Here is a 25,894-nt window from a genome sequence, read left to right on the forward strand (position 1 = left end):
TAGGCGAGATATCATTCCATTAATTCATGCAAAACATAAAAAGAGGCACAGCGTGCTGAACAAAAGACATTTGCCCTCGATCACCGCCCTGCAGTGCTTCGAAGCCGCCACCCGCCACCTGAGCTTTACCCGCGCCGCCGAGGAGCTGAACCTCACGCAAAGTGCGGTGAGCAAGCAGGTGGCGCAATTGGAAGAACTGCTCCAGCACCTGCTGTTTCGCCGCGTGCGCCGACGTTTACAGATGACCCCGGCGGGCGACCTGTACCTGGTGGAAGTGAGAAAAATCCTCACGCAAGTGGAGATGTCCACCCACTACCTGCGTTCCTACGGTGGCGAGACCGAAGTGCTACGGGTGTCCACGCCCTACACCTTCGGCGCCCGCTGGCTGGTGCCGCGCCTCAAGGGCTGGCGGCTGCGTCACCCGCAGATCCATCTGGACCTGTGCAACGAACAAGACCCGGACGAGCTGCTGCAAGGCAAGGCCGACATGGCCTTCTACTTCGGCCAAGGCTCACGCCCGGGCACCGAGAGCCTGAAATTGTTCAGCGAAGAGCTGGTGCCCGTCTGCGCCCCGGACAGCCTGCCCGCGCAGCCATTCACCGACCCGACGCAACTGAGCGACTTGGTGCTGCTGCAAAACGCCTCGCGCCCCCAGGGCTGGCACGACTGGTTCGCCAGCCAGGGCTACCAGACCGAACACAGCTACCACGGACCGCGTTTCGACACCTTTTACATGTGCATCCGCGCGGCGCAGGTGGGCTGCGGCGTGGCGCTATTGCCACGGTTCCTGGTGGAGGAGGAATTGGCCGACGGCAAACTGGTAATCCCCTGGCAGCATGCGATGCCGAGCCAGGACGCGTACTACCTGGCGTACCCGGAGCATTCGGCGGAGGTGCCGAAGGTGCGGGAGTTTGTGAGGTGGATGATGGAGCAGGTTTAAGTGGGGGCCCGTGACATGGTTGTGCAAACGCTTGCGGGCCACCCTCACATCTTTCGCCAAGCCCACTCAAATTTAAGTAACGACAATAACTCTTCATCGGCGAGATGAAAGGCCCATTCATTCGGCAGGCGAGGTTCAAACTCAGGAAGCTCACTGAGACTATAAAAAGTACTCTCCTGATAGAACTTCTTTATTCGCACCAGCTCTGGCATAGACTCTTCAAGTGGCTTGTTTGGAGAGTCGTTTCTGACGCGCGCTACGCCCATCAGGCGCGGGATGCATTTTTCGCAACCTTCGTTGACCCCCTTCTCCCACGAGCGATAAGCGTCCAGACGTCGGCCCTCCATATCGGCCAGTACTCCAAGACCTTCGTACGCATGGGCATAGCCCTGGCTCGCTGCGCACTCAAGCAGCGCCCTGCCTAGTGGTCGCAACGCCTTGGACTGCACAACGATCGTCGTCCCGATCCAGGTCATCGCATGTGGACTTCCTCGGTCGATAGCGGCGTCAAGCAGGTAATACATGCTTTTACCGTCCCGACCGAACAGGTAGGTCGCATATTTGTACGCAACTATCGGCACGCCTTTCTCGACCAGTTCAATCAGCTTGGCTTGGGCATTTTGTTTCGCAACGGCATCTCGCGAGCGGCGTAGAGTCCATGTGCTATCAACGAATTCAGCCTTCCAACTTTCAGCCTTGAGAGCAGCACTTAACAGGGCCTCCCGTTTCTGCCTATGGACATTGTCCATCCAGAAGTCCTCAACCTTGTCTCCAGTTACGCTGTATTCAACAAATTCACCGAACGCCCGTACCGCGGCATCACTTTCTTTCGGCTCGAATTGTTTGCTATCCCGACAAACGAATTCCTTCTTGTTGAACTGAGCGATCAAGTCTGGATCATCACTGACCTCGGCAGAGGTTCCATCCCAGGGAGGAGCATGATTGAAGCCTTCCAATGTGACAGGCGCGTCCTGCGCCGAAGCCATGTAGGAGAACATCAGAAAAATAAGAACTGTCATCTTGATCACGAAAACACCTCGTCTTGAAAATAGTCATACAAGATCAAACTAACCCTTAGTTCTGGGCCGGGATTGACTCCACTGCACTGGCGACGGCGAAATCAGGTCACGCGCAAAAACGCGACGGTCATGAAAGCAGGCACCATTCCACCACTTGCTCACTGCGCGTGATCTTGTCGGAGAAGGGCCAACTACGTACCTGGTAGCGTTCGATCAACATTTTCGGCAGGACCTCGCCCGTCTCGAAATGCCGAACCCCATCTCCACTCGCGACGTAATAGCTATCTGGGAGCCGGCCCACCGTCCAATACCCACTGACCGGACAGGCTTGGCCGCTGTAGCAGTTGGGTGAAAACAAGTGGGCCTGGGTGAATGCCGGTGAGCCCGGCAACCCTTTCCCGGTGGCAGGATCGAGCAGTTTGGCGTTGGCCAGTTGATGGATCAGTGCTTCGCTGGGCTTGGGGGGCGGGACGTTGGCCAGGCGCGCTTCCAGCCATTGCAATTTGCCGTCCCAGGCAGGGAGCTTGGCTGGAGGCAGGGGGACAATCTGGTTGATTTCGGGGACTTTGGGGTCAGCGTAGGAGTATCTCGCTAATATTCTCCAGATTGTTTTATAGCGCTCGGCGCGTTCAAGGTCTTCTTTCTGGTCGAGGTAGTACAAACGGTCTTCCGGCAGTGGGCCTCGAAAACCTTTGCCCAAGCGTGAGGCCGAGCTTTCTTCTCCTGCGGCCACTCCCAGTTGAAGCACCTCCAAAGCAGCTTGGTACTCGCCCTCATTTTTGAGATCGATGCCCAACGCCACTGCAGCTGCTCCATTCCCTTGCTCAGCTGCACAGCGGCGCATCTGTCTGGCGATCGCTGGCGCGACGCTGATCGGCGCCAATATGTCCCCGACAATCGTTTGAGCTTGTGCACTGCCTTGGTCAGCGGCCTTGCGGTAATAACGCAGGGCCATTTCCTCGTCCAGCGCCAAACCAGCGGAACCCTGCTGCAGGAAGACCCCAATGAAGTAATAGCCGGTCGCGACACCAGCATTGATCAGTTGCTGACTTAGTCGCAGATATTCTTCGCCATGAAGCTTGAAGCGGCCGCGCATGCTGCCGGTTTGTAGATTGATATTGGCTTTGTAGTGACCGTTTTCAGCAGCGATGCGGTAAAGCCGCTCGATCGCAACGTCGACGGCCTTGTCTGGTATGAGCTGGTTATTTTTTTGCAGCCAGCGAGCGTACTGGAACAACATGTCAGCTTCGGCAGCCGGCTGAGGAATGGTTTCATGCCTACAGATAAAGGTAAGTTTTTGTTTAGCCTCGGTAATCGGATTCATCGGAATGCCCTTGTTCAGTTGAATAGGCCCAGCACCGTTGATACAAGCGGCCAGCAGCAGGCTTGAGAGCAGAAAAAATCGGCGCATCAGTCGAGGTCCTTCAGGGTTCTTTTGCCGTAATAAAACTCGACGAGGGGTGTGCTGGGCGTCGAAGCTTTGGACTCGCGCTCTTTGTTTTCATTGATGATCTCCGTCCAAACTACAAATGCTTCCTCCGGATCATCCTGAGCCCCCCTCCCATCCGTATGCAGCCCCCATAACCTGCGCCGCAACCCCTGCGTCACACTCCCCCACTCATGCGCAATATTCAGCTCGCTATCCACCTGCATGCTGCGGGTGTTGATGTTCGCTGAGCCCAAGGTGGTAAACACGTCATCCACAATCATCAACTTCGAGTGGATATACACCGGCATCCACTGCCGGCCGGCGGGTGAGTCAGGCGCCACTAGCGAACACACGTGAATTTTCAACCCTGGCAGCTCTTGCGGGACAACCATGCTGTCCTCGATCGCCTTGGTTTTTTGATCGAGTTCGGCCTGCCATTTAGTCAATTCCCTTTGCCCTACATGATCCCGTGGATCAGGTGATGGCCGAGGAGGAGCGGCCGCTTTCATCCGCTCGATACGCCGAAGCTTGGTCACGCCGGGAATCGTGTCGGCACGTCCCAGGCTCTCAAGCATGCGCTGGGTATTGAGCGTGCCCGCACCTATGCCGTCCTCGGTCGCATTGGTGATCACAAACAGGTGCAACGAGCCGTGTACACCAGGATCACGCCCTCCACCAGTCTGATCCGCCGCCGTCTTCTTGATCGCTTCGGCCAGCGGTGGCCAGCGAAAATACTGGTTCTCGATATAGATAAACTGCGTCGCGTTGTTGACCGCATTCAAGTAGGCCTTCTCGATCTCACGCTTGCCCGCTTGCGCCTGGGTGCGCAGCACTTGGGCCAGCTGGCGCGTGACGCCGGGCATGCATTGCAGGTGCGGCCCGACCTGCTTGGCTTGGCGAAGGTCGAGCAGGTTCTCCCCGGTTTCCTTGAGCCAGGCACTGGCGAAGTTATGGTGCAGGTGCTCCAGGATCGGCCCGCTCAGTTGAGTGGAAATATCCTGGCGCGGAGTGTCACCACGTGGCCCGCGATTGGGTGCGGGTTTGCTCTGTTCAGAGCGGCCCAAAGCCGAGTGTTTGTCGGTATCCCAATACGCATCGAGCATGTTGTGGCCCATGACAAAACCTACAGCGCAGTCCGGCAGTTCGTAGTCGACCAGCACGCTCTTCTGGTGATGGCTGGCGGTCCATCGCAATGCGTGACGCATCTGGAGGCTGATCTCGGGGTCGAGGCTTTCCTCTTTCAGGCTGCGGGCGATCTCGGCCCGCTCATTCAGGTCGAAACCACGACTGATAAAGACCGGGAGCCCGCGCGCTGCCTGCCCGGCGGCCTTGCTGTCCGACACCGAGCATTCGGCGAACCATCGACGGTCCTCGTCGTATTGCGCCTGGGTAGACGTCTGTAGCGCCCGATCGCTGATGCGTACCGAGCCTTTACCGGGCAAGTTCGCCTCACCTGCAACACCGGCAGAGTTAAGCGGCATTTCCCACGTCAATACGCGAACCCTGACTCCCTCGCGAGCCTTTGCCTTGAGCAGTTCGCCAATGCTCGGGCTCTTGCCGTCGCGGATGAAATACATCGACGGCTGGAACCCCCAACAGATGATGTCGACGGTTTTGCTGGCCCTGGCAATCGCCAAATGCACGGCCTTGAAGGCTTCTTCGCCATTGATCAGCGGTTGATAAGTGGCTTCCACAGGATGGTATTCACTGCCCTGCACGTACCAGGGCGCGTTACAAGTGACGGTCTGCGTATGCTGCAAGGCGACGGGCGCGACAATGGCAGGGCGATTCATTCCTCTACTCCCTCGGCTAGGTGAAAGCCCAGAGCGTAAAGAGTTGCTATCCGTGACGAATGTCAGAAGGTTCGTCTTTCAAAGCGGGACGCTTCTCGATCACGCAAAAAAACACTGGCAAACCACCCCCCGCCTATGCGCCACTAGCCCCCATCCTTAACTGTGCGTAAAGGTCGGCGCCCATCGCCGATCCGTCTGGAGAGTCCCGTTATGAGCGAGAGTGTGTTTGCCGATCGCATCGTGCAGAACCTGCTCGACACCGACTTCTACAAGCTGACCATGATGCAGGCGGTGCTGCACAACTACCCGAATGTGGAAGTTGAATGGGAGTTTCGTTGCCGCAACAGTGAGGATCTGCGCCCGTACCTGGCGGAAATCCGCTACCAGATCGAGCGCCTCGCCGAGTTGAGCCTGAGCCCCGACCAACTGGGTTTCCTGGAGCGCATCAGCTTTATGAAGCCGGATTTTTTGCGCTTCCTCGGGCTGTTCCGCTTCAACTTGCGCTATGTGCAGACCGGGATCGAGAACGGTGAGTTGTTTATCCGCCTGCGCGGGCCGTGGCTGCATGTGATCCTGTTTGAAGTGCCGATGCTGGCCATCGTCAGCGAAGTACGTAACCGCTATCGCTACCAGAGCGTGATCCTCGAACAGGCCCGCGAGCAGTTGTACCGCAAGTTCGATTGGCTGACGGCCAACGCCAGCAGCGATGAATTATCCGAACTGCAAGTCGCCGATTTCGGCACGCGCCGGCGTTTTTCGTACCGGGTGCAGGAGGAAGTGGTCAACGTGCTCAAGCATGACTTCCCCGGCCGTTTCGTCGGCACCAGCAACGTGCACCTGGCCCGCGAGCTGGACATGAAACCGCTCGGCACCATGGCCCACGAATGGATCATGGCCCACCAGCAACTCGGCCCGCGCCTGATCGACAGCCAGATCGCCGCCCTCGATTGCTGGGTCCGCGAATACCGTGGCCTGCTGGGCATCGCCCTGACAGATTGCATTACCACCGATGCGTTCCTCGGCGATTTCGATCTGTACTTCGCCAAGCTGTTCGACGGCTTGCGCCACGACTCCGGTGATCCCGTGCAGTGGGCCGAAAAAGCCATCGCCCACTACCACAAGCTGGGCATCGAGCCGATGAGCAAGACCCTGGTGTTCTCCGACAGCCTGTCGCTGCCCAAGGCGCTGGAGATCTTCCGGGCGCTGCGTGGACGGATCAATGTGAGCTTTGGCATCGGCACCAACCTGACTTGCGATATTCCAGGGGTGGAACCGATGAGCATCGTGCTTAAAATGACCGCCTGCAATGGCCAGCCCGTCGCGAAAATTTCCGACGAAGCGGGCAAGACCCACTGCACCGATCCGAACTTTGTCGCCTATTTGCGTCACGTTTTCAAAGTACCTGCCATCTCTAGCAAGGAGTGAATCATGCAAGCCGTACAGCGTGAGATTGCTGAACAACTCAAGGTCCAAGCGCCGTTCAACGACCAGGCGGCCCTGGAGGCCGAGGTGGCCCGCCGCGTGGCCTTTATCCAGGATTGCCTGCGCAATTCCGGGCTGAAGACGTTGGTGCTGGGCATCAGCGGCGGCGTCGACTCCCTGACCGCCGGCCTCTTGGCCCAGCGCGCGGTAAAAGAACTGCGCGAAAACAGCGGTGATGCGGCCTACCGCTTTATCGCGGTGCGCCTGCCGTACGAAGTCCAGTTCGATGAAATCGACGCCACGGCCTCGGTGGACTTTATCGAGCCGGACGAGCGCCATACCGTCAACATCGGCCCCGCGGTGAAAGCCCTGGCGGCTGAAGTGGCGGCGTTTGAAGGCAAAGCCGCAGTTTCCCGCGACTTCGTGCTGGGCAACACCAAGGCGCGCATGCGCATGGTGGCGCAGTACACCGTCGCCGGCGCGGCCGGTGGCTTGGTGATCGGTACTGACCATGCGGCGGAAGCGGTGATGGGCTTTTTCACCAAGTTCGGCGATGGTGCGTGCGACCTGGCACCGTTGAGCGGGCTGGTGAAAAACCAGGTGCGTTCGATTGCACGCTACTTTGGCGCGCCGGAATCGTTGGTGGAGAAGGTGCCGACGGCGGACCTGGAAGACTTGTCGCCGGGCAAGCCGGACGAGGCGTCACATGGCGTGACGTATGCGGAGATTGATGCGTTCCTGCACGGTGAGCCGGTGCGTGAGGAAGCGTTCCGGATTATCTGCGAGACCTACCGCAAGACTGCCCACAAGCGGGTTATGCCGTTCGCGCCGTGAGGTGGGCCTGGCAAGTTCTGTATTGATTGTTAAGTCGCCTTCGCGGGCAAGCCCGCTCCCACACTTGACCGCGCTCCAACAGGGGAATGCGGTCGAATGTGGGAGCGGGCTTGCCCGCGAAGAACGATAACGCGGTCTTACTTGACGACCACCGTGCCTTTCATCATAGAGATGTGGCCCGGGAACGAGCAGAAGAACGCGTAGTCAGTCCCGGCGGCCAGTTTCGACACGTCGAAGGTCACCGAATCTTTCTCGCCGGCACCGATGATCTTGGTGTGGGCGATGATGCGTGCATCACCTTCCTTCAGGTAGTTCTTGTCGATGCCAGCGGCCATGCCGTCAGTGGCTACCGGTTGCATGTCGGCCGCGCTGGTCAGTACCCAGTTATGGCCCATGACGTTTTTCGGCAAGCTGCCCGAGTGTTCCAGGTTCACGGTGAACGTCTTGCAGCTCTTGTCGATCGTGATTTCCTTGGTGTTGAAGGACATCTGGTCAGTGGAGTCGACGGTGACCTTGCACTCTGCAGCAAGCAACTGGCCGCTAGCCAGAGTCAGCAGGGAAACAGCAACGAGTTTGGCGAACATGTGAATCTCCAAGGCAGGGTTTAAAAAACGCGGATTGCGACAAGGGTGCCTCAAGCAGGCATGAGTTCTTATGATCTGAGTCAACAGATTGTATACAACTTTAGGCTATCAGACTTATCAACACAATCTAACGGCCAAAGTACTACGACCGCCCTATGATCGGCCCACCAACCACTGGAGCCCGCATCATGCACCTCGACCAACTGTTCAACGGCCTGCTGGCCGCTTACGCCTGCGGTAAGTGAAGGCCAAGCGCGCTGCTAAGCTGCTACCATGGCAGCCCAAGGCAGCTGCGCGCCGCCACCCTCACCTTCGACCCTAGAGGATCGCCCATGGCCAAACCTAATTACTCCTTCGCCAAACGTCAGAGAGACTTGGCCAAGGAGCAGAAGAAAGAGGAAAAGCTGCAACGCAAGAAAGCCGCTGCAGAAGACGAAGCCAATGGGCTGAGCACCGATGTCGATGCTGAAGAAACGAACGACGAGAGCGAAACGCCAAAAGATCCGGCGCAATAATTGAGCGCTCCCACCTTGTGGTGAGCAGGCCCTGGGTATCTACACATCTTCTGAATCCCTAGGCGAATCCTGTAGTGAGCGGGCTTGCCCGCGCTGGGTGGCGCAGCCACCCTAAATCCAGGCGCCTCGGTCTTTCTGAAACAGCGCGGCGGCCCTATCGGGGCGGCTGCGCCGTCCAGCGCGGGGCAAGCCCGCTCACGCCGCCAATCATTCCAGCGGCATCACCGTCACCCGCACCTCCGGGTCATGGCTACCGCCCCCCAGAATCACTCCCCGCAACGGCGACACATCGGAGAAATCCCGGCCCCAGGCCAGGGTGATGTGCTCCAGGGCCGGCTGCACATTGTTGGTCGGATCAAAATCCACCCAGCCCGATATCGGGCAATACACCGAAACCCATGCGTGGGACGCATCGGCGCCGATCAGCCGTGGCTGGCCGGGCGGAGGCTGGGTGAGCAGGTAGCCGCTGATATAACGCGCCGCCAGGCCACGCGAACGCAGGCAAGCGAGCATCAGGTGCGCAAAGTCCTGGCACACGCCACGGCGGCGCTCCAGCACTTCCACCAGCGGCGTGGCGACTTGGGTGGCTTCGGCATCGAAGGTGAATTCGCTGAAGATTTTTTCCATCAGCGCCTGCACACCGAGCAACAGCGGACGCCCCGGTGGGAAACAGCTGGCGGAGAACTCGACGAAGTTTTTCTTCAGGTGCACGTAGGGCGATTCGAAGCGGTAACGGATGGCTTCGATCAACTCATCGGACAGCGGCTGGCTGCTGTAGGTCAGGCTGTCGCGGGCCTGGTCCCAGGCGGGCGATTGCTGGAAGTCCAGCATCGGACGCGCCAGCACCTCCACGGTCAGCCCGGCGTTCACCAGCAGTTCGTCGTGGGGGCGCTCGAAGGCCAGGCGGGTGATCGGGTTGCCGAACACGTCTAGCTCATCGCGCCGCGACGAGGGCTGCGGGCTGATTTCCAGTTGCTGCTGGGTGCAGCGCTGCCACGCACACGGCCGGGGCCACAGGTGCGCCAACTGCTGGGCCAGGGACACCGGGCTGTCGTAGTGGTAATGGGTATCGTGGAAAATCTGGTAGTGCGCACTCATCACACCGACACCGTTTGCTGGCTGACATCATCCACGTGGGCAAAATGGCGCAGCGCGAGGCGATCCGACACTTGCCCACTCTCATCGGCGACCGCTTGCAGCAGGTCGGCCAGGCCGTCCAGCGCGGCACGTACGCTGGTTTCGCCGAACAGCGGGTTCTCCAGGCAACCCAGGTCGAAATGCGCAAGGCGCTCGACCAGCGGGCCAAGCCCGGTTTCCCGGGGCACGCCAAAATCATCGTTCAAGCGCCGCAGGGTGCGGCTCACCAGTTTCAATTGGAACAGCACTGCATGGGGGTTCTGCTCGTCCAACAGCAACAAGTCGAGCACCGGGATCAACTGCGGCACCGCCAGGTAGCGTGAGCGGTAGGTGATGCTGCTGTTGCCCAGTTCGAGCAACCACTCCAGCCCCGCCTGATCAAACACCGCCACACCCCGCAGAAACGCCGCCAGGCTGCTGCTCAGAAATTGCAGGCGCTCGATGCGTCGGCCCATCATCAAAAAGCGCCAACCTTCGTCACGGGTCATGTCGTCCAGGGCAAATCCGGACAGCGCCGCCAGGGACATCACCAGGCGGTTGAGGAAATCCAGCAATTCGCCGAAATCCGGCGCTTGGCTTTCCAACTCCAGGGCTTCGCGCTGCAACTCCACCAGCGCCTGCCAGTTCTCCCGGGACAACTTGCCCCGCACCTGGGACGCGGCCCACTGCAAGCGCTGCAGATTGGCGCGCAGGCTCGACGGCCAGTCGTCACCGAGCATGGCACCCAGCAGGCGTTCGGGTAGCTCGCCCTCCTCCGGCAGCAACCGCAGGTTCTCGCCCAACTCCACCGCCGCTTGCAAGGCCAGCGGATCGTCGCCATCGACATAACGCGCCAGCACGATGCGCAGCCAGCGCGCACTGTCATCGCAGCGCTCGCAATAACGACCGAACCAGAACAGGTTTTCCACCACGCGGGACGGCAGGTAAGGATCGCGGCGCACCAGGTCATGGGCGCCGATGGTGCGCTGCGCACGCCATTGCTCGCCACCCGGCGCGCGTTCGCCGAGCACCCAGGTGTCCTTGCTCGCGCCGCCTCGTTGCATGGACACCACTTCGGCATCGGCTTGCGCCGCTACACGTGTCAGGCCGCCGGGCAACACGCGATAACCGTCATCGCTGGCCACGGCGTACACTCGCATGCCGATGGCGCGGTGTTGCAGATGGTCCTCCACGGTGTGCCACACCGGCGCCTGGGACAGCTGCGCCAGCTCTTGGGCGACGTAGGCGTAAGGGCGCGCGCGCATGCGTTCGGCCAGGGCCTGGCGTTGTTTGTCGTCCAGATCGCGCCCGAACACCGGAGCAAAACTTTGCGACGCAAACGCCGGCTTGATCAGCAGCTCGGGCAGTTTCTCAAGCGCTTCGGCCAGTACCGGCGCTTCACCGCACCACCAGGTGGCGATGGAGGGCAGGATCAACGCCTCGCCGAACAGGAACTCATTGATCTTCGGCAGGAAACCAAGCAACCCCGGCGACTCCAGCACGCCGCTGCCCAAGGCATTGGCCACCAGCACATTGCCTTGGCGCACGGCATCGAGCAAGCCGGGCACGCCCAACGCCGAGTCGGTGCGCAGTTCCAGCGGGTCGCAGAAATCGTCGTCGAGACGGCGCATGATCGCGTGCACCCGGCGCAGGCCGCTGAGGGTCTTGAGGAACACACTGCTGTCGCGCACGGTGAGGTCGCCGCCCTCCACCAGCGGGTAGCCGAGCTGGCGCGCGAGGTATAGGTGTTCGAAGTAGCTTTCGTTGAAGCGCCCCGGCGTGAGTAGCACGATCAGCGGCGGCTGGTCATCGCCGGGTGCCTGGCGGGCCAGGGTTTCCTGCAGGGTGCGGAAGAAACCGGTGAGGTGCTGCACCTGCAAGTCGCGGTACAGGTCCGGAAAGGCGCGGGACACGATGGTGCGGTTTTCCAGTGCATAACCGGCGCCCGACGGCGCCTGGGTACGGTCGGCAGTGACCCACCAGCGGCCGTCGGGTGTGCGCGCCAGGTCCACGGCGTAGAGATGCAGAAACGCGCCGTCCGGCGGTTGGATGCCCTGGCACGGCCACAGGAAGTTGTTGTGTCCAAATACCAGCTCGGCCGGCAGCAGGCCTTCCTTGATCAGGCGCTGCGGGCCGTATAGGTCGGCGAGCACAGCGTTGAGCAGGCGCGCGCGCTGGGCGATCCCCGCTGCCAGGTGCTGCCACTCTTCGGCGGCGAGCACATGGGGCAGCAAGTCCAGTTCCCAGGGACGGTCGGCGCCCTTGGGGTCGGCGTAGACGTTGTAGGTCACGCCGTTTTCCTGGATCTGCCGGGTCAGCAGCGCCTGGCGCTGGGCCAGTTGCGCGGGGGTGCTGCGTTGCAGGTGGTCGAGCAGGCGCTGCCAATGGGCACGCACCGCACCGCTGTCGTCCAGCAGTTCGTGATAAGTGCCCGCGGTCAGCGGGTAACGGTCGAGCAAGTCGGACATGGAACGCTCGGCAGAGGCAAAGAAGGTCGGATTCACCACAGTCTAATGTGGGAGCTGGCTTGCCTGCGATAGCAGTGGGTCAGTCACCAGAAGTATCGACTGGTACACCGCTATCGCAGCGATGCGGCGACCCGACAAGCCAGCTCCCACATTTTGAACTGCGTTCAGTCATTTTTATTGGGGAAGCGTCGTAGATCCAGGGTCATTGGCAATTCATCATTGATCACCAGGGACGGCACCGGAAGCTTCCCTGGGCTATGCCCAAGGCGGAAAAACCGCGCCATCCGCCGACTCTCCGCCTCGTTGGCATTCACCGGCAAACTGTCGTAATTGCGCCCGCCCGGATGGGCGACGTGGTACTGGCAGCCGCCCAGTGAACGTTGCATCCAGGTATCCAGCAAATCAAACACCAGCGGCGCATGCACCGGGATGGTCGGTTGCAGGCAGTTGGCCGGTTGCCAGGCGCGGTAACGCACGCCGGCGACAAACTCGCCCACGCGGCCGGTGGCCTGCAATGGCACGGGGATGCCGTTGCAGGTCAGCAGGTAGCGTTGCGGCGCCAGGCCGGTCAACTTGACTTGCAGGCGCTCCAGGGACGAATCCACATAGCGCACCGTGCCGCCCACCGCGCCCTCCTCGCCCAGTACGTGCCAAGGTTCGAGGGCCTGGCGCAGTTCCAGTTCGATACCGCTGACGGCGTAGTCGCCGACCTTGGGGAAGCGGAACTCCAGGTGCGCGGCAAACCATTCGGCGCGCAGCGGGTAGCCGGCGGCGTTGAGTTCGACGATCACGTCAGCGAAGTCCTGCTCGATAAAGTGCGGCAGCAGGAAGCGGTCATGCAACTCGGTGCCCCAGCGCGCCAGCTTTGGCGGCGCGTAGGGTTCGCGCCAGAACCGTGCGACCAGGGCACGCAACAGCAATTGTTGGGTCAGGCTCATGCGCGCATGGGGCGGCATTTCAAACGCGCGTAGCTCCAGCAAGCCCAGGCGGCCGGTGGCGCCGTCTGGCGAATAGAGTTTGTCGATGCAGAATTCGGCGCGATGGGTGTTGCCGGTCACGTCGATCAACAGGTTGCGCAGCAGGCGATCGACCAACCACGGCGGACACTCTTCACCCGGTTCAGGCATTTGCGCGAAGGCGATTTCCAGTTCATACAACGCGTCGTTACGTGCTTCATCCACCCGTGGTGCCTGGGACGTCGGGCCGATAAACAGCCCGGAAAACAGGTAGGACAACGAAGGATGGTTATGCCAGTAGCTGATCAGGCTGCGCAGCAGATCAGGTCGGCGCAGGAACGGTGAGTCCTTGGGCGTCGCGCCGCCGAGTACAAAATGGTTACCGCCGCCGGTGCCGGTGTGGCGCCCGTCGATCATGAATTTTTCCGTGGTCAGGCGGGTTTGCCGCGCCTCTTCGTAGAGAAATTCGGTGCGTTCGACCAGCTCGTCCCAACTGGCGGACGGCTGCACGTTGACCTCGATCACACCCGGGTCCGGCGTCACGCGGAAGTTGCTCAGGCGTGCATCGGCAGGCGGTTCGTACCCCTCCAGCAGCACCGGGCAATGCAACTCTTCGGCGGTGGCCTCGATGGCGGCGACCAGTTCCAGATAATCCTCGACACGCTCCAGCGGCGGCATGAACAGGTAGAGGCGCCCTTCCCGCGCTTCGGCGCACAACGCGGTGCGGGTCAGCCAGTCGGCGGATTCGTCCACGCTGGGCGTACGCTCATCGCTCGGCGCAGGTTCGCCGTGGCTGTTCAACTGGGCGGTCGTGGGCAGCTCCGGCTGATCCTGGTTCGGGTCCGTCGGGTGCACAAACGGATACTCCGCCGCCGTCACCCAGGGCTGCGACGCCAATGGCAGGCGATAGCCCAAGGGCGAATCCCCCGGCACCAGGCGGCAGTGGTTATCGCGCAAGTACCAGCGCCCGCTCTGCCAGCGGTCGTTGGCAGCCGTACGCGCCAGCGGCAGGACCTGGCCGATGACTTTGCCCAAGCCCTGGCTGAACACTTTGCGCAGGCGTTCGCGCTCCAGGTCGTCGCTTAGACGCGGGTCTTGGGCGGTGACGTTTTGCGGCAACGCGCCTTCGCGCCACAGGTAGTAGAAGTTGTCTTCAAACGCCGGGAATACAAAACGCGCCGGCAGTTTGAGGCGCTCGGCGACGCTGGCGAGGAAACGCCCGGCCATGGCGCCGTCCGCGCCGTAGTCTTGTTGTTCATCGGCGATCAGCGCGCTGTTGTGCCAGATCGGTACGCCGTCGCGACGCCAGTAGCAATTGAGCGACCAGCGCGGCAATTGCTCGCCGGGGTACCACTTGCCCTGGCCGAAGTGCACCAGGCCCTTGGGCGCGTAGTGCTTGCGCAGGCGCTGGAACAACTCGGCAGACAGCCGGCGCTTGTCCGGGCCGAGGGCCGCGGTGTTCCATTCGGCGCCGTCGGGGTCGTCGATGGAAACGAAGGTCGGCTCGCCGCCCATGGTCAGGCGCACATCGCCCTTGAGCAGGTCGCCATCGATCTGCCGGCCGAGGGCCTGGATCGCCAGCCATTGTTCTTCGGTGTAGGGCTTGGTGACGCGCGGCGCCTCCCAAATCCGCTCAACCGACATTTCGTGGGTGAATTCACACTCGCACGGTTCCACCAAACCACTGATCGGGGCGGCAGACGATGGATCGGGACTACAGGCCAACGGGATATGGCCTTCACCAGCAAACAGACCGGAGGTGGCATCCAGGCCGATCCAGCCCGCGCCGGGCAAATACACTTCGCACCAGGCGTGCAAGTCGGTGAAGTCCACCTCGGTGCCGGACGGCCCGTCGAGGGCTTTGACGTCGGCGGTGAGCTGGATCAGATAGCCAGACACAAACCGCGCCGCCAACCCCAGGTTGCGCAGCAATTGCACCAGCAGCCACGCCGAGTCACGGCAGGAACCGGAGGCGTTTTCCAGGGTGAACTCCGGGGTCTGCACGCCCGGCTCCATGCGGATCAGGTAGCTGATATCGGCAGCCAGGCGTTGGTTGAGGCCCACCAGGAAATCCACCGCCGGCAATGGTGTGCGGTCGATACCGGCCAGGTAGGCGGCGAACTTCGGCGTCAACGGCAAGGTTTCCAGGTACGGCGCCAGCTCGCGCTGCTCATCGGCGGCATAGCTGAAAGGGATTCTTTCGGCGTAGGGCTCGAGGAAAAAGTCGAACGGATTGAACACCGCCATCTCGGCGACCAGATCGACTTCGATACGCAGCTCGGCAGTCTTTTCCGGGAACACCAGACGCGCCAGGTAATTGCCCTGGGGATCTTGCTGCCAATTGATGAAATGCTGCTCGGGCAGCACTTTCAGCGCGTAGGACAAAATCCGCGTGCGGCTGTGGGCCGCCGGGCGCAAACGCACGATCTGCGGGCCGAGTTCGACAGCGCGGTCGTAGCGGTAATGCGTAACGTGGTGCAACGCGACATGAATCGACACGGCGGCCTCCTGCGAGCCAGAGCATGGGGTTTGACGCGCGCAAGACTTATGCCAGCGCGGCAGTCATTGCACTTTGTCGTACGGCCCGGTGCAGTACAGCACCAAAACGGCGCCAACGTAGGTGCCCTGGTGCAACAGTTGCACATATTTGTGGCGGGTGTGGGGGATTACCTCGGTTTCTTTATTCTTATGATTGCGCGCTCGTGTTTGCGTCGTTTCTCGATGGCCACCGTGACTTTGCGGCGCATATGGCGAAGTTCTACGTATTTGGCACGCATTTCATGGTGGCGTTTGCTGCTTAGTAGCAGTAGGCCAAGTACCGAGGAAAAAATGCAATCCACATAAAAGACGGGGATCGGCAAAAAAATAAAACCTGGCACAGCAACCAATAGGCAAGTGATGAAAAGGCTATACATGCCCCAGGCGCCCCTTGGAAATCCATAGGCAATCATGACATTGCAGAGTGTGATAAAGAGGGCTAGCACCACGCCGGCTTGTTCAGCAGCAGCGTTCGATAGCGACGGCAAATAATAGTTCTCCACCATCACCACGACGACAGCACTGCTGTAGATGCCCGAAAAAATCACGCCAACGAATACGGGGAAATACCGAATTAGAAAAGGGCCTCGCGGTATGAGTGATTTCCTTTCGATAAGTCTCATTCTGAGGTTTCCTCATGCAGCCCAACCGCAATGATCCCAGAACGTACGCTGCCGGCAACACTCGATGCACCGCCAAGGGCATCAAGCATCTGCATGAGGGTCCCTCGCTTGACCTGTGCCGAGGTGTAGCGCTTTGGCATCTCGCCTGCCATTTGCTTCAACTTGATCATTCTCCGGCTCATTTGCGGATGGTTGATGCTCAGTAGCTCCCTGGTGAGCTTTACCCGCTCCTGACGATTCAGCCCTTTGAGTACCTGCTGCGTGTTTTTCCCCGTTGCCTTTTTAAGCATGCTGACGAATCGAATCGTCGACATCGCCGCATTACCAGCCCCCAATAACGAAGCCGCATCCAAGCCGGCCGTTACGGCCTGATACCACGGATCGCTATCCAAAGCGTCGTTGAGTGCTGGGTCATCCCTTTCATTTGCAGTCCGGCGAATGCCCATCCAACATTGAATACTGCTGGCCGACGCTCCCACAACGCTGATCGCCGCCGCTACGCCAGTAGCCCCAAAAGTAAATGGGCTCAGCGCAGAACCACCCGCGATCAATAACCAACTAATCAGCGCCGACGTACACGCAAACCCCGCATTCAACGCCTCAAACGCCACCTGCGCCTCTCGCGGCTCATTCGCCAACCGCCGTGCAAACTCCACCCGCCCGACATAACTGGGCGCCTCCCGCAAAATCACCTTCTTGGGCACAACGCTGCAAATCGGCTGGAACTCGCGCAACACGATCACCCGCAACTGCGCATCGAGGTACACCACGCCAGCACCGACAACCGCCGGATCAGCATCAATGGCGGCAAACAACTTACGCAGATCAATCGTGCTTTCCACCCACTGCCGCGTCGTCAAGTGCGCACTGGGGAATCCGTCTTTCAACACACTGGAAGTCATCCCTTTACTCCGGTTTTTCACAAGAGCGCAGAGGGTAAAGACTGGGCATCGCGTAAAAATGTCAGAAGCTTCGCTTTATCGGGACAGGCACTTCCTGATCACGGTGTAGCGTCTTGTAGGCCATGTCCCGAATAAGAAAAAGTACGCCCCGCGCCACTACCGGCGCACACCAGTACAGGGAACGACAATGGCAACTGATATGTTTTTGAAGTTGGGCGACATCAAGGGCGAATCCAGGGATCAGGCCCATCGCGATGAAATCGAGATCAGCCGCTGGGGCTGGGGCATGTCGCAGACAGGCTCGATGCATAGCGGCAGCGGCGGTGGTGCGGGCAAGGTCAATATCGAGAACCTGTCCATCTCGAAAGTGATGGATAAGTCCTCACCCAACCTGATGATGGCCTGCTCCACCGGCAAGCATTACCCGCAAGCGCGGCTGGTGGTGCGCAAGGCCGGTGGCAGCAGTGCGGTGGAGTATCTGGTGATCACCTTGAAGGAGGTGATGGTGACGTCCTACCAAACCGACGCGGTGAAAAACAGCGACGAACTGACAGAGGTCATCGGCTTGAATTTCGCCAGCGTCGAAGTCAGCTACCAACCGCAGAAAGCCGACGGCGGCAAGGACGGCGGTGCGGTGAAATACGGTTGGAACATTCGTCAGAACGTGAAAATCTGACCACGCGAGCCAAGGCTACAGGCCCGCCTTGGCCGCCTCACGCAAGCGGCGCACATCCACCAGCTTGCCCACCATCGCCCGATAGCCCTTGCCGTTGATCAGCAACAACCCCAACAGTGGCCAGAACAGACATTCGCTGTAGATAAACCAGTGGGGGCCATAGGCCAGTGTCGGCAGGGTCACCAGCAGACACACCACGAAAAACCCGACCATACCCCACACCGCCCAGGCGTGCCCGCGCACGACCAGGATGTTGCTGAGGGTCACGAACAGCGCGGCAAACAGCACCACGAACCACGACACCGTCGCGTTGGTAGCCATCGGCACGTCGGCGAAGTAGGTGCTGGCAGCCAGGGAAATAGCGCCAGAGCCGCCCAGGCAGCCTGCGAGAATCACACCGATGAACGATGGGAAATGTTCCAGCAGGAATGGTTTCAACGACGGCACGCCACGCATTATTCGGACTCCTCGTACAAGCCAATCGCCAGGGTTTTCTTGACGTTATCCGAACGAGCCAGCCCCCAGCTGCCGAGCCCGGCGCCGAAGGCGTCGCCGATCTGCACGATGGTGGCGTGCTTGAGCTGGGTCGGGGTGAACCGCTTGGTCAACTCGCCACGCAGTTGCAGGAGCTTGCGCATCTTGGTCGACATCTGCGGGTCGGCGAGTTTCAGCAGTTCCTTGGTCAGCTTCTCCCGCTCCTGGCCGTTGAGGCCCTTGAGTACCTGGCGCAAGGTTTTGCCGGTGGAGGCGCGGGTGACGTTGATCAGTTTGACCGTGGTCAGCGTCGACGCGCCCACGCCGACCAAGGCCGCGCCGTCCATGATTTTTGTCGCGGTCTGATACCACTCTTCGTTATCCAGGTAGTCGTTCATGCCTGGGTTGACGATTTCATTGCGCGTGCGATACGCGCCGAAGAAGCACGAAGCGGTACTGGCCGTGGCGCTGGCATAGCCGATCACGGTCATCACCGAACTGGCGCCGGCGGTGAACGGCACGGCGATAGTACCGCTCAGGACAACGAGCCAACCGATGATCGCCCCGCCACAGGACAATGTGGTGTTGATGGCTTCGCCGATCAGCCGTCCTTCGCGCGGGTTGTTGACGACCTGGTCGGCGAACTGTGCCGGCGCGATGTATTTCTGTGCCTCGCGCACAATGATGCGCTTGGGCAGGATGCTGCAGATCGGCTTGAATTCGCGCAGGGTGACAACGTTGAAGTCGGCGTCGATATACACCACGCCGGCGCCGACGATAGCGGGGTCGGCGTCGATGGCGGCGAATAGCCGGGGTACGTTGATCTCACTTTCGATGCGCTGGCGCGCCATGAACTGGGAGCGGTTGGAGTCCATGCCGATGCCGGCCAGGGGGTTGCCCATGGGGGTGTTCTTCCTTGAATGGGGTGGTGACTGAGCTGACGCTTTCGCGAGCAAGCCCGCTCCCACACTTGACCGAGTTCCCACATGAGAATGCGGTCGAATGTGGGAGCGGGCTTGCTCGCGAAGGCGGCCTGATGGGCGCCACCTTAACAAACCGGCGCGCCACCGAATAGAAAGCAAAACGCCAGCACTCGGCTGGCGTTTTGCATATTCACGCGTCGATCAACGCGGCACCACTGGCTTGCGCGCAGGCTTGCCGCCCTTGCCCTTCGCCGCATCGCTACGTTCCTTGGCGGCCTGCTTGTTGCGGGCCTGGGCCGCGGCCTTGGCTTGCTCACGCTTGTCCCACGGGTTGCTGCCGTCACTGCCGCGTGGTGGCAGGCCGGTGTGCTGCGTGAGGATCCTGGTGGTGGTTTCCTTGGCGACCTTATGGCTGCCGGCCGGCGTCGAGTTCTTGCGACGGGCGCTCTGGTAGCTGTCAGTGCTCGGCTGGTGCAGCGGGATCAACTGCTCCTTGCCCGGGCCGATCAGGTCGGCGCGGCCCATGCGGGTCAGTGCCTCACGCAGCATCGGCCAGCCTTTGGGGTCGTGATAACGCAGGAACGCCTTGTGCAGACGGCGCTGCTCTTCGCTCTTGACGATGGTCACCGCGTCGCTCTTGTAGGTGACCTTGCGCAGCGGGTTCTTGCCCGAGTGGTACATGGCCGTGGCGGTAGCCATTGGCGACGGGTAGAACGCCTGCACCTGGTCGGCACGGAAGCCGTTGCCCTTGAGCCACAGGGCCAGGTTCATCATGTCTTCATCGGTGGTGCCCGGGTGGGCGGCGATGAAGTACGGGATCAGGTACTGCTCCTTGCCCGCTTCCTTGGTGTACTTCTCGAACATGCGCTTGAACTTGTCATAGCTGCCAATGCCCGGCTTCATCATCTGGTTGAGCGGACCTTCCTCGGTGTGTTCCGGGGCGATCTTGAGGTAACCACCCACGTGGTGGGTTACCAGTTCCTTGACGTATTCCGGCGACTCGACCGCAAGGTCGTAGCGCAGGCCGGACGCGATCAGGATCTTCTTCACACCCGGCAACGCACGGGCGCTGCGGTACAGCTGGATCAGGGAAGAGTGGTCGGTGTTCAGGTTCGGGCAGATGCCGGGGAACACGCACGACGGCTTGCGGCACGCGGATTCGATTTCCGGGCTCTTGCAGGCGATGCGGTACATGTTCGCGGTCGGACCGCCGAGGTCGGAGATCACCCCGGTAAAGCCCGGGACCTTGTCGCGGATCTCTTCGATCTCGCGAATGATCGACTCTTCGGAACGGTTCTGGATGATGCGGCCTTCGTGCTCGGTGATCGAGCAGAAGGTGCAGCCGCCGAAGCAGCCACGCATGATGTTCACCGAGAAGCGGATCATGTCGTAGGCCGGGATCTTCTCCTTGCCATACGCCGGGTGCGGGACGCGGGCGTAAGGCATGCCGAACACGTAGTCCATTTCTTCGGTGGTCATCGGGATGGGCGGCGGGTTGAACCACACATCCACTTCACCATGCTTCTGCACCAGGGCGCGGGCGTTGCCTGGGTTGGTCTCCAGGTGCAACACGCGGTTGGCGTGGGCGTAGAGCACCGCATCGCCGCGGACTTTTTCCACGGAAGGCAGGCGAATCACCGTCTTGTCGCGGGTCATGCGCGGGCTGGCCAGGATCTGTACGACCTTGGCTTCTTCCGGGTCATCCACCGGCCCCTTTTCCTGCTCGATGGCGCAGGCCTGGGTGTCCTGGGTGTTGACGTACGGGTTGATGATCTTGTCGATCTTGCCCGGGCGGTCGATACGCGTGGAGTCCACTTCGTACCAGCCTGCCGGCGTGTCACGACGAATGAACGCGGTGCCGCGCACGTCGGTGATGTCTTCGATCTTGTGGCCCCACGACAGGCGCTGGGCGACTTCGACAATCGCCCGCTCGGCGTTGCCGTACAGCAGGATGTCGGCGCAGGCGTCGATCAGGATCGAGTTGCGCACGCGGTCCTGCCAGTAGTCGTAGTGGGCGATGCGGCGCAGGGAGGCTTCGATGCCACCGAGCACGATCGGCACATGCTTGTAGGCTTCCTTGCAGCGCTGGCTGTACACCAGGCTGGCGCGGTCCGGGCGTTTGCCGGCCATGCCGCCGGGGGTGTAGGCGTCGTCGGAGCGGATTTTCTTGTCGGCGGTGTAGCGGTTGATCATGGAGTCCATGTTGCCGGCCGCGACGCCGAAGAACAGGTTCGGCTCGCCGAGCTTCATGAAGTCGTCTTTGGACTGCCAGTTCGGTTGGGCAATGATCCCGACGCGGAAGCCCTGGGACTCCAGCAGCCGGCCGATGATCGCCATGCCGAACGACGGATGGTCAACGTAGGCATCACCAGTGACGATGATGATGTCGCAGGAATCCCAGCCAAGCTGATCCATCTCCTCCCTGCTCATCGGCAGGAATGGCGCTGGACCGAAGCATTCGGCCCAATACTTGGGATAGTCAAATAACGGCTTGGCTGTTTGCATGACGGTGACCGGTGTTGAGATGAAAAATCGCGGGCGCGGAATATAGCACAAATTTTGACCAATTCCGACGGCAATGGTCGGCTTTTACCCAGGTATCACTTTTGCGCGCACACATAGCCGGATTTGCAGGGGGCGAGGGCCTAATCCGCTAGCCCCGCCCCCGGAAACACCCTGGATAGGCTGTCGGGATCCGACTCGCTTTTTCATGGAAACCCACATGAGCAGTAATCCTGCGACCCCACCGGCAATACCCGACGCCCACGCCGCCTTCATTCAGACCCAACTCCCCACCTGGCTCACCGACTCCCCCGCAGACACCCGCGCCGCCCTGCGCGCCAACCTGCTCAAGAGCAATCTATCCAGGCACAAGATCCAGGAACTGCTCAAGCAACTGCAAAGTCCCGAGGCGTTCGCTCTTGCGCTACTCGAGCAGGCGCTGCGCCGTGAATACCTGACGCTGCTGAATGCGAAGACTTCGGTCCTGGTGCGCGAATGGAGAAATCATCACCTGTTCGGGCTGCTAAGCACCCATGCACGCACCACCGAACAATCCCTTTTGGAGGCGGCCCTGCAGAACTTCGAGGCTTCGGAAGCAGAGGACGGCGGCATGGAGACCGGGACCGAGCTTTTCAACGTCACCCAGGGTTCACGATTTCCTTCGTTGATCTCCGCAACGCAGTTCGCCGGTTTTTGCCGCGAACTGGACCTGGGCGGGCAGTACCTCAAGCACATTCGCGCAGTCATCAGCACCAATCTGTCGGTGCGCCCGCTCTTTCGCGAGCACGAACAGCAGCGGTTCAACGTTGCCTTGCACCTGGCCTACCTCAAGAACGAGATAGCGCAAACCCTGTACGAAGAATTGCTCGAGCTCTCCGAGCGCGGACACCACGTGTCCTTCGACTGCTTTCACCTGACGCTTGATGGGGTGGTGCTGCCTGACGTCCTGGTCATCACTGACACCCGGGCAGAAACCGGACCGCTCCTCTACACCCCCGAAGACCCGATCGCCGCTCTTCGCCAGCACCCCTCGATGGTGGACCTGGAAACTCAACTGGTCGAACGCCTGATGCAACCGGACTACCTGGCCTTCTTCAAGCGGCTGGCCCCAGTGCATCAGCGAGAATCGCTGCTGCTGGTAAAGCCCATGTGGATTGATTGGCTGCCCATCGGCTCCCCCGGGAAAATCAAGCCAGCGCACCTGGACAAACCGCTGAGCCTGACCAGAATCACCGGCCACCTGTTCCAAGCCATCACCCTGCGACGGTTTTCCCAGATAGAAAGCGACGCTTGCGAAGTCGCGGTCCCGACGGCACAGGTCGATGCCATCAGCCGACAAAAACGCCTGCAGTTCTATGCCGACCTGGGTAAAACCCTGCTGTTCTTTGCCGCATCCTTCGTGCCAATCGTCGGCGAAGTGCTGCTGGTCGTTACCGGCGCTCAATTGATCGGCACGGTCTATAACGGCTTTGCCGCCTGGAGCCGGGGCGATAGCCAACAGGCGCTCGATGACCTGCTGGACGTAGTGGATAACATTGCCATGGCCGTAGCGACCGCCGGCGTGATCAAGGCCGGACGTTTTACGGCGGGCCTCGTGAAAGTTCAGGTACGCAATCAGGGCTGGCGCCTCTGGCACTCTGACCTGGAACCCTACCAACACCCCGCGACATTGCCTGAACACGTGGTTGCCGATAAACAAGGTATCTATCAATACCAACAGCAGCCGTATCTGAAGCTGGATGATCACCCCCATGCCATTCAGCGCTCACCCGATGGCACACAATGGGAGTTGTCACACCCCAGCGATGCGCACGCGTATTCACCTCCCTTGCTGAACAACGAAACCGGCGGCTGGCGCCATGTACACGAAACGCCAGATGAGTGGGACACACTCAAACTGATCAAGCGCCTGGGTCCCGATGCGGCCAACATAACCCAGCCGTGCGTGGAGCCCATCCTGCTGATCAGCGGACTGGACAGCGCCACATTGCGCCAGGCCCATCAAGAGATGGTGCGCCCTGCGCCCTTGCTGTGCGATACGGTTACACACTTCAACCTGGACCAGGAAATCAGTGATTTCAACCTGAGCCGCGCCGAGGGCAGCTCCGTGACGGCTCACTCGCCGCTGATTCAAGCCCACCTGCTCACCTCGCTGCCCGAATGGCCCGCCACTTACGGGCTGAAGGTGGTCGACCAGCAGCAACAGACCGTGATGCAGTTCGGCCAGGGCAGCGTCGAAATCAAGGTCAGCGAAGCCCGTTTCCGAAAGGGCGAGTTGTTGCATGCCGTAGAGGCGCAAATGCCTCAGACCGCGTTCAACAATCTGCTGCCCTCCCCGCCTATCGACTACTTCAGTAAAACCGAAAACCTGGCCATCAGATTGAGAGAGCAGGCCGCACAGAAAAAACAATGGCTGTTTTCCCAACTCAACGCGGCCAATGAAGCAGCGGTCACCCCCACCGAAAAAAGTCTGCGCACACTGATGCCGCAACTGTCCAAACGACATCTTGAAGAGATAGAGCGCACACTCCCGGCAAGCAAACGCCAACGCTTGCAAGCGGGAGGCGGCCTGGACCCCGTATCGCTCGAAGAAGCAGGCCACTACACCAAGATGGCAAAGGTCGCCCAGCTGCAAGCGAGTATTTTCCTGGATGCCTTGCGCAGCCGGGAAAGCGTGCAATTGATGCTCTACACACTGGAGCAGATACCCGGTTGGCCTGGGTCGCGCCGCATTGATGTGTATGACGACAGTACCGATGGGCCGCTTCTGGGGAGTATCGGTAACGCGGATGCCCCTTCGAGCCATACGCTGATCCGCAAGGGCGAGCTATACGCGCTTCACGCCTCACCAGGCACGCTCACGCCCCCGCTGACCGATCTGCCCGACGCCATCGCGCAAACACTTTCCCCCCTGGAGCAGCGTGCACTGCTGCGCCAATCGGGTGCGGATTCGTTTGAGCAGGCGCTGCACAAGTCCGGCGAGTCACTGATGGCCAGCAGCCTTGCACGTCTGCGCGGCAAGCCCCTTCCCCTCGAAACCCGGCCCCCGGCAGGGTTGCCACTCGACCCCTTGTTCGCCGAACCAACCCCGCCGGCCGGGCTGACAAGGCTGGTTGACCACAGCTTTCAAGCGCCGCCACTGCCTGACGGTAGTTTTCGCTATTACGTACAGGACAAGCAGAACTACTACCAGATCAAAAAAGACCCGCAGGGATGGCGACTGATCGATGCGCGCAGCCGTTTCCGGGCCTACTCGCCCTATCTGCGCAAAAACGCCGACGGGGGCTGGGAAATCGACCCCGCCAAGGGTGGATTACCGGGCGGAGGGGGCTCGCCTGCGCCATCACTCGAAAGCGTCGACTCCATTGACGGGTTTGAGTCGGCACACTCGTCCAGCCCTTACGGATCAGCCGAGGAAGGTCCTGTAAACGCGCTCTACACCCCGCAGGAATTGGCCCACATGCGCACCGAGCGCAGCTACCAGTACAGCCAGAACTATCGGCGTATTTATGACCGCGCCAACTGTGGCCGCTACCCCCTGCGCGATGAAAATGGCCAGCCCATGCGGATCCGGCTCATGCAAGCCCAAGGGAAGTCGTTAACGTCCGGCACGGTATTCAGCAAAGACCAACTGCTGCCGTACATTCGCTGGGAAGGTTATGAAAACGTCGCGCGCCTGTATGAAGACAAGCTTGAGGTTTTACCCTTCACCGCCGCTCATCAAAAATTCCCCCAGGAGGCCGCAATGATCGGCGAAGCCACGGTCATCACGCGGCGCCCGCTGAGAAAGGGCGAAGCGCTGGGCGTGTATGGAGGGGACATCCTGCCGTTTTTCGTGGCGAACGCGCGCCGAGATCCTTATCTGATGGCCGTCAAGGATGTGAGGCCTGTGTCGCCCCACGCGCTCAACACGCAGCCGGTACTGTCCGGCGACAACGCGTTGTCGAGGATCAATACCATTTTTGAATATGAGGCCGATGTTCCGGTGCGACAGGCCGCCTCGGGCTACAACGTTGAGGCGGCACAATTCAGGGTCCAGACCCAGGTCGGCAACCGACAGGATCAAATGATACTCACCGGATTATTTGCCAGCGAATCCATTCCCGCCGGCACTGAGTTGCGCTGGAACTACCAATACGACGAAGCCACCATCCGTGCGCTGTTTGCCCGGCCGTAAGGC

At 60.6% G+C, this 25,894-nt stretch carries 18 protein-coding genes; 6 read left to right on the forward strand and 12 right to left on the reverse strand.

Features of this window, described 5'->3' with window-relative positions; genetic code table 11:
- The first annotated feature begins 52 nt into the window (after window positions 1-52).
- Window positions 53-940, forward strand: a complete 888-nt coding sequence (locus IB241_RS21685; RefSeq protein WP_192300249.1) for a LysR family transcriptional regulator — start codon at window positions 53-55, stop codon at window positions 938-940.
- Window positions 941-984: 44 nt separating this feature from the next.
- On the opposite strand, the gene IB241_RS21690 is transcribed toward IB241_RS21685, so the two are convergent.
- From IB241_RS21690 to IB241_RS21700, 3 genes are all read right to left on the reverse strand, one after another.
- Complete coding sequence (locus tag IB241_RS21690; RefSeq protein WP_225595649.1) at window positions 985-1,968, reverse strand: hypothetical protein; 984 nt, start codon at window positions 1,966-1,968, stop codon at window positions 985-987.
- 118 nt (window positions 1,969-2,086) lie between these two features.
- Window positions 2,087-3,370: a sel1 repeat family protein gene (locus IB241_RS21695; protein ID WP_192300250.1), complete on the reverse strand. Its 1,284-nt coding sequence runs from the start codon at window positions 3,368-3,370 to the stop codon at window positions 2,087-2,089.
- Window positions 3,370-5,181, reverse strand: coding sequence for a phospholipase D-like domain-containing protein (locus IB241_RS21700; protein WP_192300251.1), 1,812 nt, complete (start codon window positions 5,179-5,181; stop codon window positions 3,370-3,372). Before IB241_RS21700 ends, IB241_RS21695 begins: the two co-directional genes overlap by 1 nt.
- Before the next feature lie 210 nt (window positions 5,182-5,391).
- On the opposite strand from IB241_RS21700, the gene pncB reads away from it, so the two are divergent.
- Complete coding sequence (pncB, locus tag IB241_RS21705; protein WP_192300252.1) at window positions 5,392-6,606, forward strand: nicotinate phosphoribosyltransferase; 1,215 nt, start codon at window positions 5,392-5,394, stop codon at window positions 6,604-6,606.
- A gap of 3 nt (window positions 6,607-6,609) precedes the next feature.
- Window positions 6,610-7,437 carry an ammonia-dependent NAD(+) synthetase gene (gene nadE / locus IB241_RS21710; RefSeq protein WP_192300253.1) on the forward strand — a complete coding sequence of 276 codons (828 nt, stop codon included), beginning with the start codon at window positions 6,610-6,612 and terminating at the stop codon, window positions 7,435-7,437.
- A gap of 137 nt (window positions 7,438-7,574) precedes the next feature.
- Here the strand turns inward: nadE and azu are convergent, their stop codons facing one another.
- Window positions 7,575-8,021, reverse strand: coding sequence for an azurin (gene azu / locus IB241_RS21715; RefSeq protein ID WP_192300254.1), 447 nt, complete (start codon window positions 8,019-8,021; stop codon window positions 7,575-7,577).
- A 332-nt stretch (window positions 8,022-8,353) separates the two neighbouring features.
- On the opposite strand from azu, the gene IB241_RS21720 reads away from it, so the two are divergent.
- Window positions 8,354-8,536 (forward strand): hypothetical protein, encoded by a 183-nt coding sequence (locus tag IB241_RS21720; RefSeq protein ID WP_192300255.1) that lies wholly within the window; start codon window positions 8,354-8,356, stop codon window positions 8,534-8,536.
- A gap of 207 nt (window positions 8,537-8,743) precedes the next feature.
- Here the strand turns inward: IB241_RS21720 and IB241_RS21725 are convergent, their stop codons facing one another.
- From IB241_RS21725 to IB241_RS21745, 5 genes are all read right to left on the reverse strand, one after another.
- Window positions 8,744-9,634 carry a transglutaminase family protein gene (locus tag IB241_RS21725; RefSeq protein ID WP_192300256.1) on the reverse strand — a complete coding sequence of 297 codons (891 nt, stop codon included), beginning with the start codon at window positions 9,632-9,634 and terminating at the stop codon, window positions 8,744-8,746.
- A complete protein-coding gene (locus IB241_RS21730; RefSeq protein WP_192300257.1) occupies window positions 9,634-12,120 on the reverse strand; it encodes a circularly permuted type 2 ATP-grasp protein in 2,487 nt (828 codons plus the stop codon). Before IB241_RS21730 ends, IB241_RS21725 begins: the two co-directional genes overlap by 1 nt.
- Window positions 12,121-12,284: 164 nt before the next feature.
- Window positions 12,285-15,575 (reverse strand): DUF2126 domain-containing protein, encoded by a 3,291-nt coding sequence (locus IB241_RS21735; protein ID WP_192300258.1) that lies wholly within the window; start codon window positions 15,573-15,575, stop codon window positions 12,285-12,287.
- A gap of 167 nt (window positions 15,576-15,742) precedes the next feature.
- Window positions 15,743-16,237: a hypothetical protein gene (locus tag IB241_RS21740; RefSeq protein WP_192300259.1), complete on the reverse strand. Its 495-nt coding sequence runs from the start codon at window positions 16,235-16,237 to the stop codon at window positions 15,743-15,745.
- A complete protein-coding gene (locus tag IB241_RS21745) occupies window positions 16,234-17,139 on the reverse strand; it encodes an NAD synthetase (RefSeq protein WP_192300260.1) in 906 nt (301 codons plus the stop codon). The genes IB241_RS21740 and IB241_RS21745 overlap by 4 nt, the downstream gene beginning before the upstream one ends.
- A 187-nt stretch (window positions 17,140-17,326) precedes the next feature.
- Between IB241_RS21745 and IB241_RS21750 the strand changes: the two genes are divergently transcribed.
- Window positions 17,327-17,815, forward strand: coding sequence for an Hcp family type VI secretion system effector (locus IB241_RS21750; protein WP_192300261.1), 489 nt, complete (start codon window positions 17,327-17,329; stop codon window positions 17,813-17,815).
- A 15-nt stretch (window positions 17,816-17,830) separates the two neighbouring features.
- On the opposite strand, the gene IB241_RS21755 is transcribed toward IB241_RS21750, so the two are convergent.
- From IB241_RS21755 to IB241_RS21765, 3 genes are all read right to left on the reverse strand, one after another.
- Window positions 17,831-18,271, reverse strand: coding sequence for a hypothetical protein (locus IB241_RS21755; RefSeq protein WP_192300262.1), 441 nt, complete (start codon window positions 18,269-18,271; stop codon window positions 17,831-17,833).
- On the reverse strand, window positions 18,271-19,191 hold the full coding sequence (locus IB241_RS21760; protein WP_192300263.1) for an NAD synthetase: 921 nt from the start codon (window positions 19,189-19,191) through the stop codon (window positions 18,271-18,273). The genes IB241_RS21755 and IB241_RS21760 overlap by 1 nt, the downstream gene beginning before the upstream one ends.
- A 222-nt stretch (window positions 19,192-19,413) precedes the next feature.
- A complete protein-coding gene (locus IB241_RS21765; protein WP_192300264.1) occupies window positions 19,414-21,717 on the reverse strand; it encodes a YgiQ family radical SAM protein in 2,304 nt (767 codons plus the stop codon).
- A 217-nt stretch (window positions 21,718-21,934) separates the two neighbouring features.
- Here IB241_RS21765 and IB241_RS21770 point away from each other — a divergent pair, with 217 nt between their 5' ends.
- The gene (locus IB241_RS21770; protein WP_192300265.1) at window positions 21,935-25,891 is read left to right on the forward strand and encodes a dermonecrotic toxin domain-containing protein; all 3,957 of its coding nucleotides are present in this window, start codon (window positions 21,935-21,937) and stop codon (window positions 25,889-25,891) included.
- The last annotated feature ends 3 nt before the right edge of the window (window positions 25,892-25,894 follow it).

This window comes from Pseudomonas sp. PDM05 (assembly GCF_014851685.1).
Classification (GTDB): domain Bacteria; phylum Pseudomonadota; class Gammaproteobacteria; order Pseudomonadales; family Pseudomonadaceae; genus Aquipseudomonas.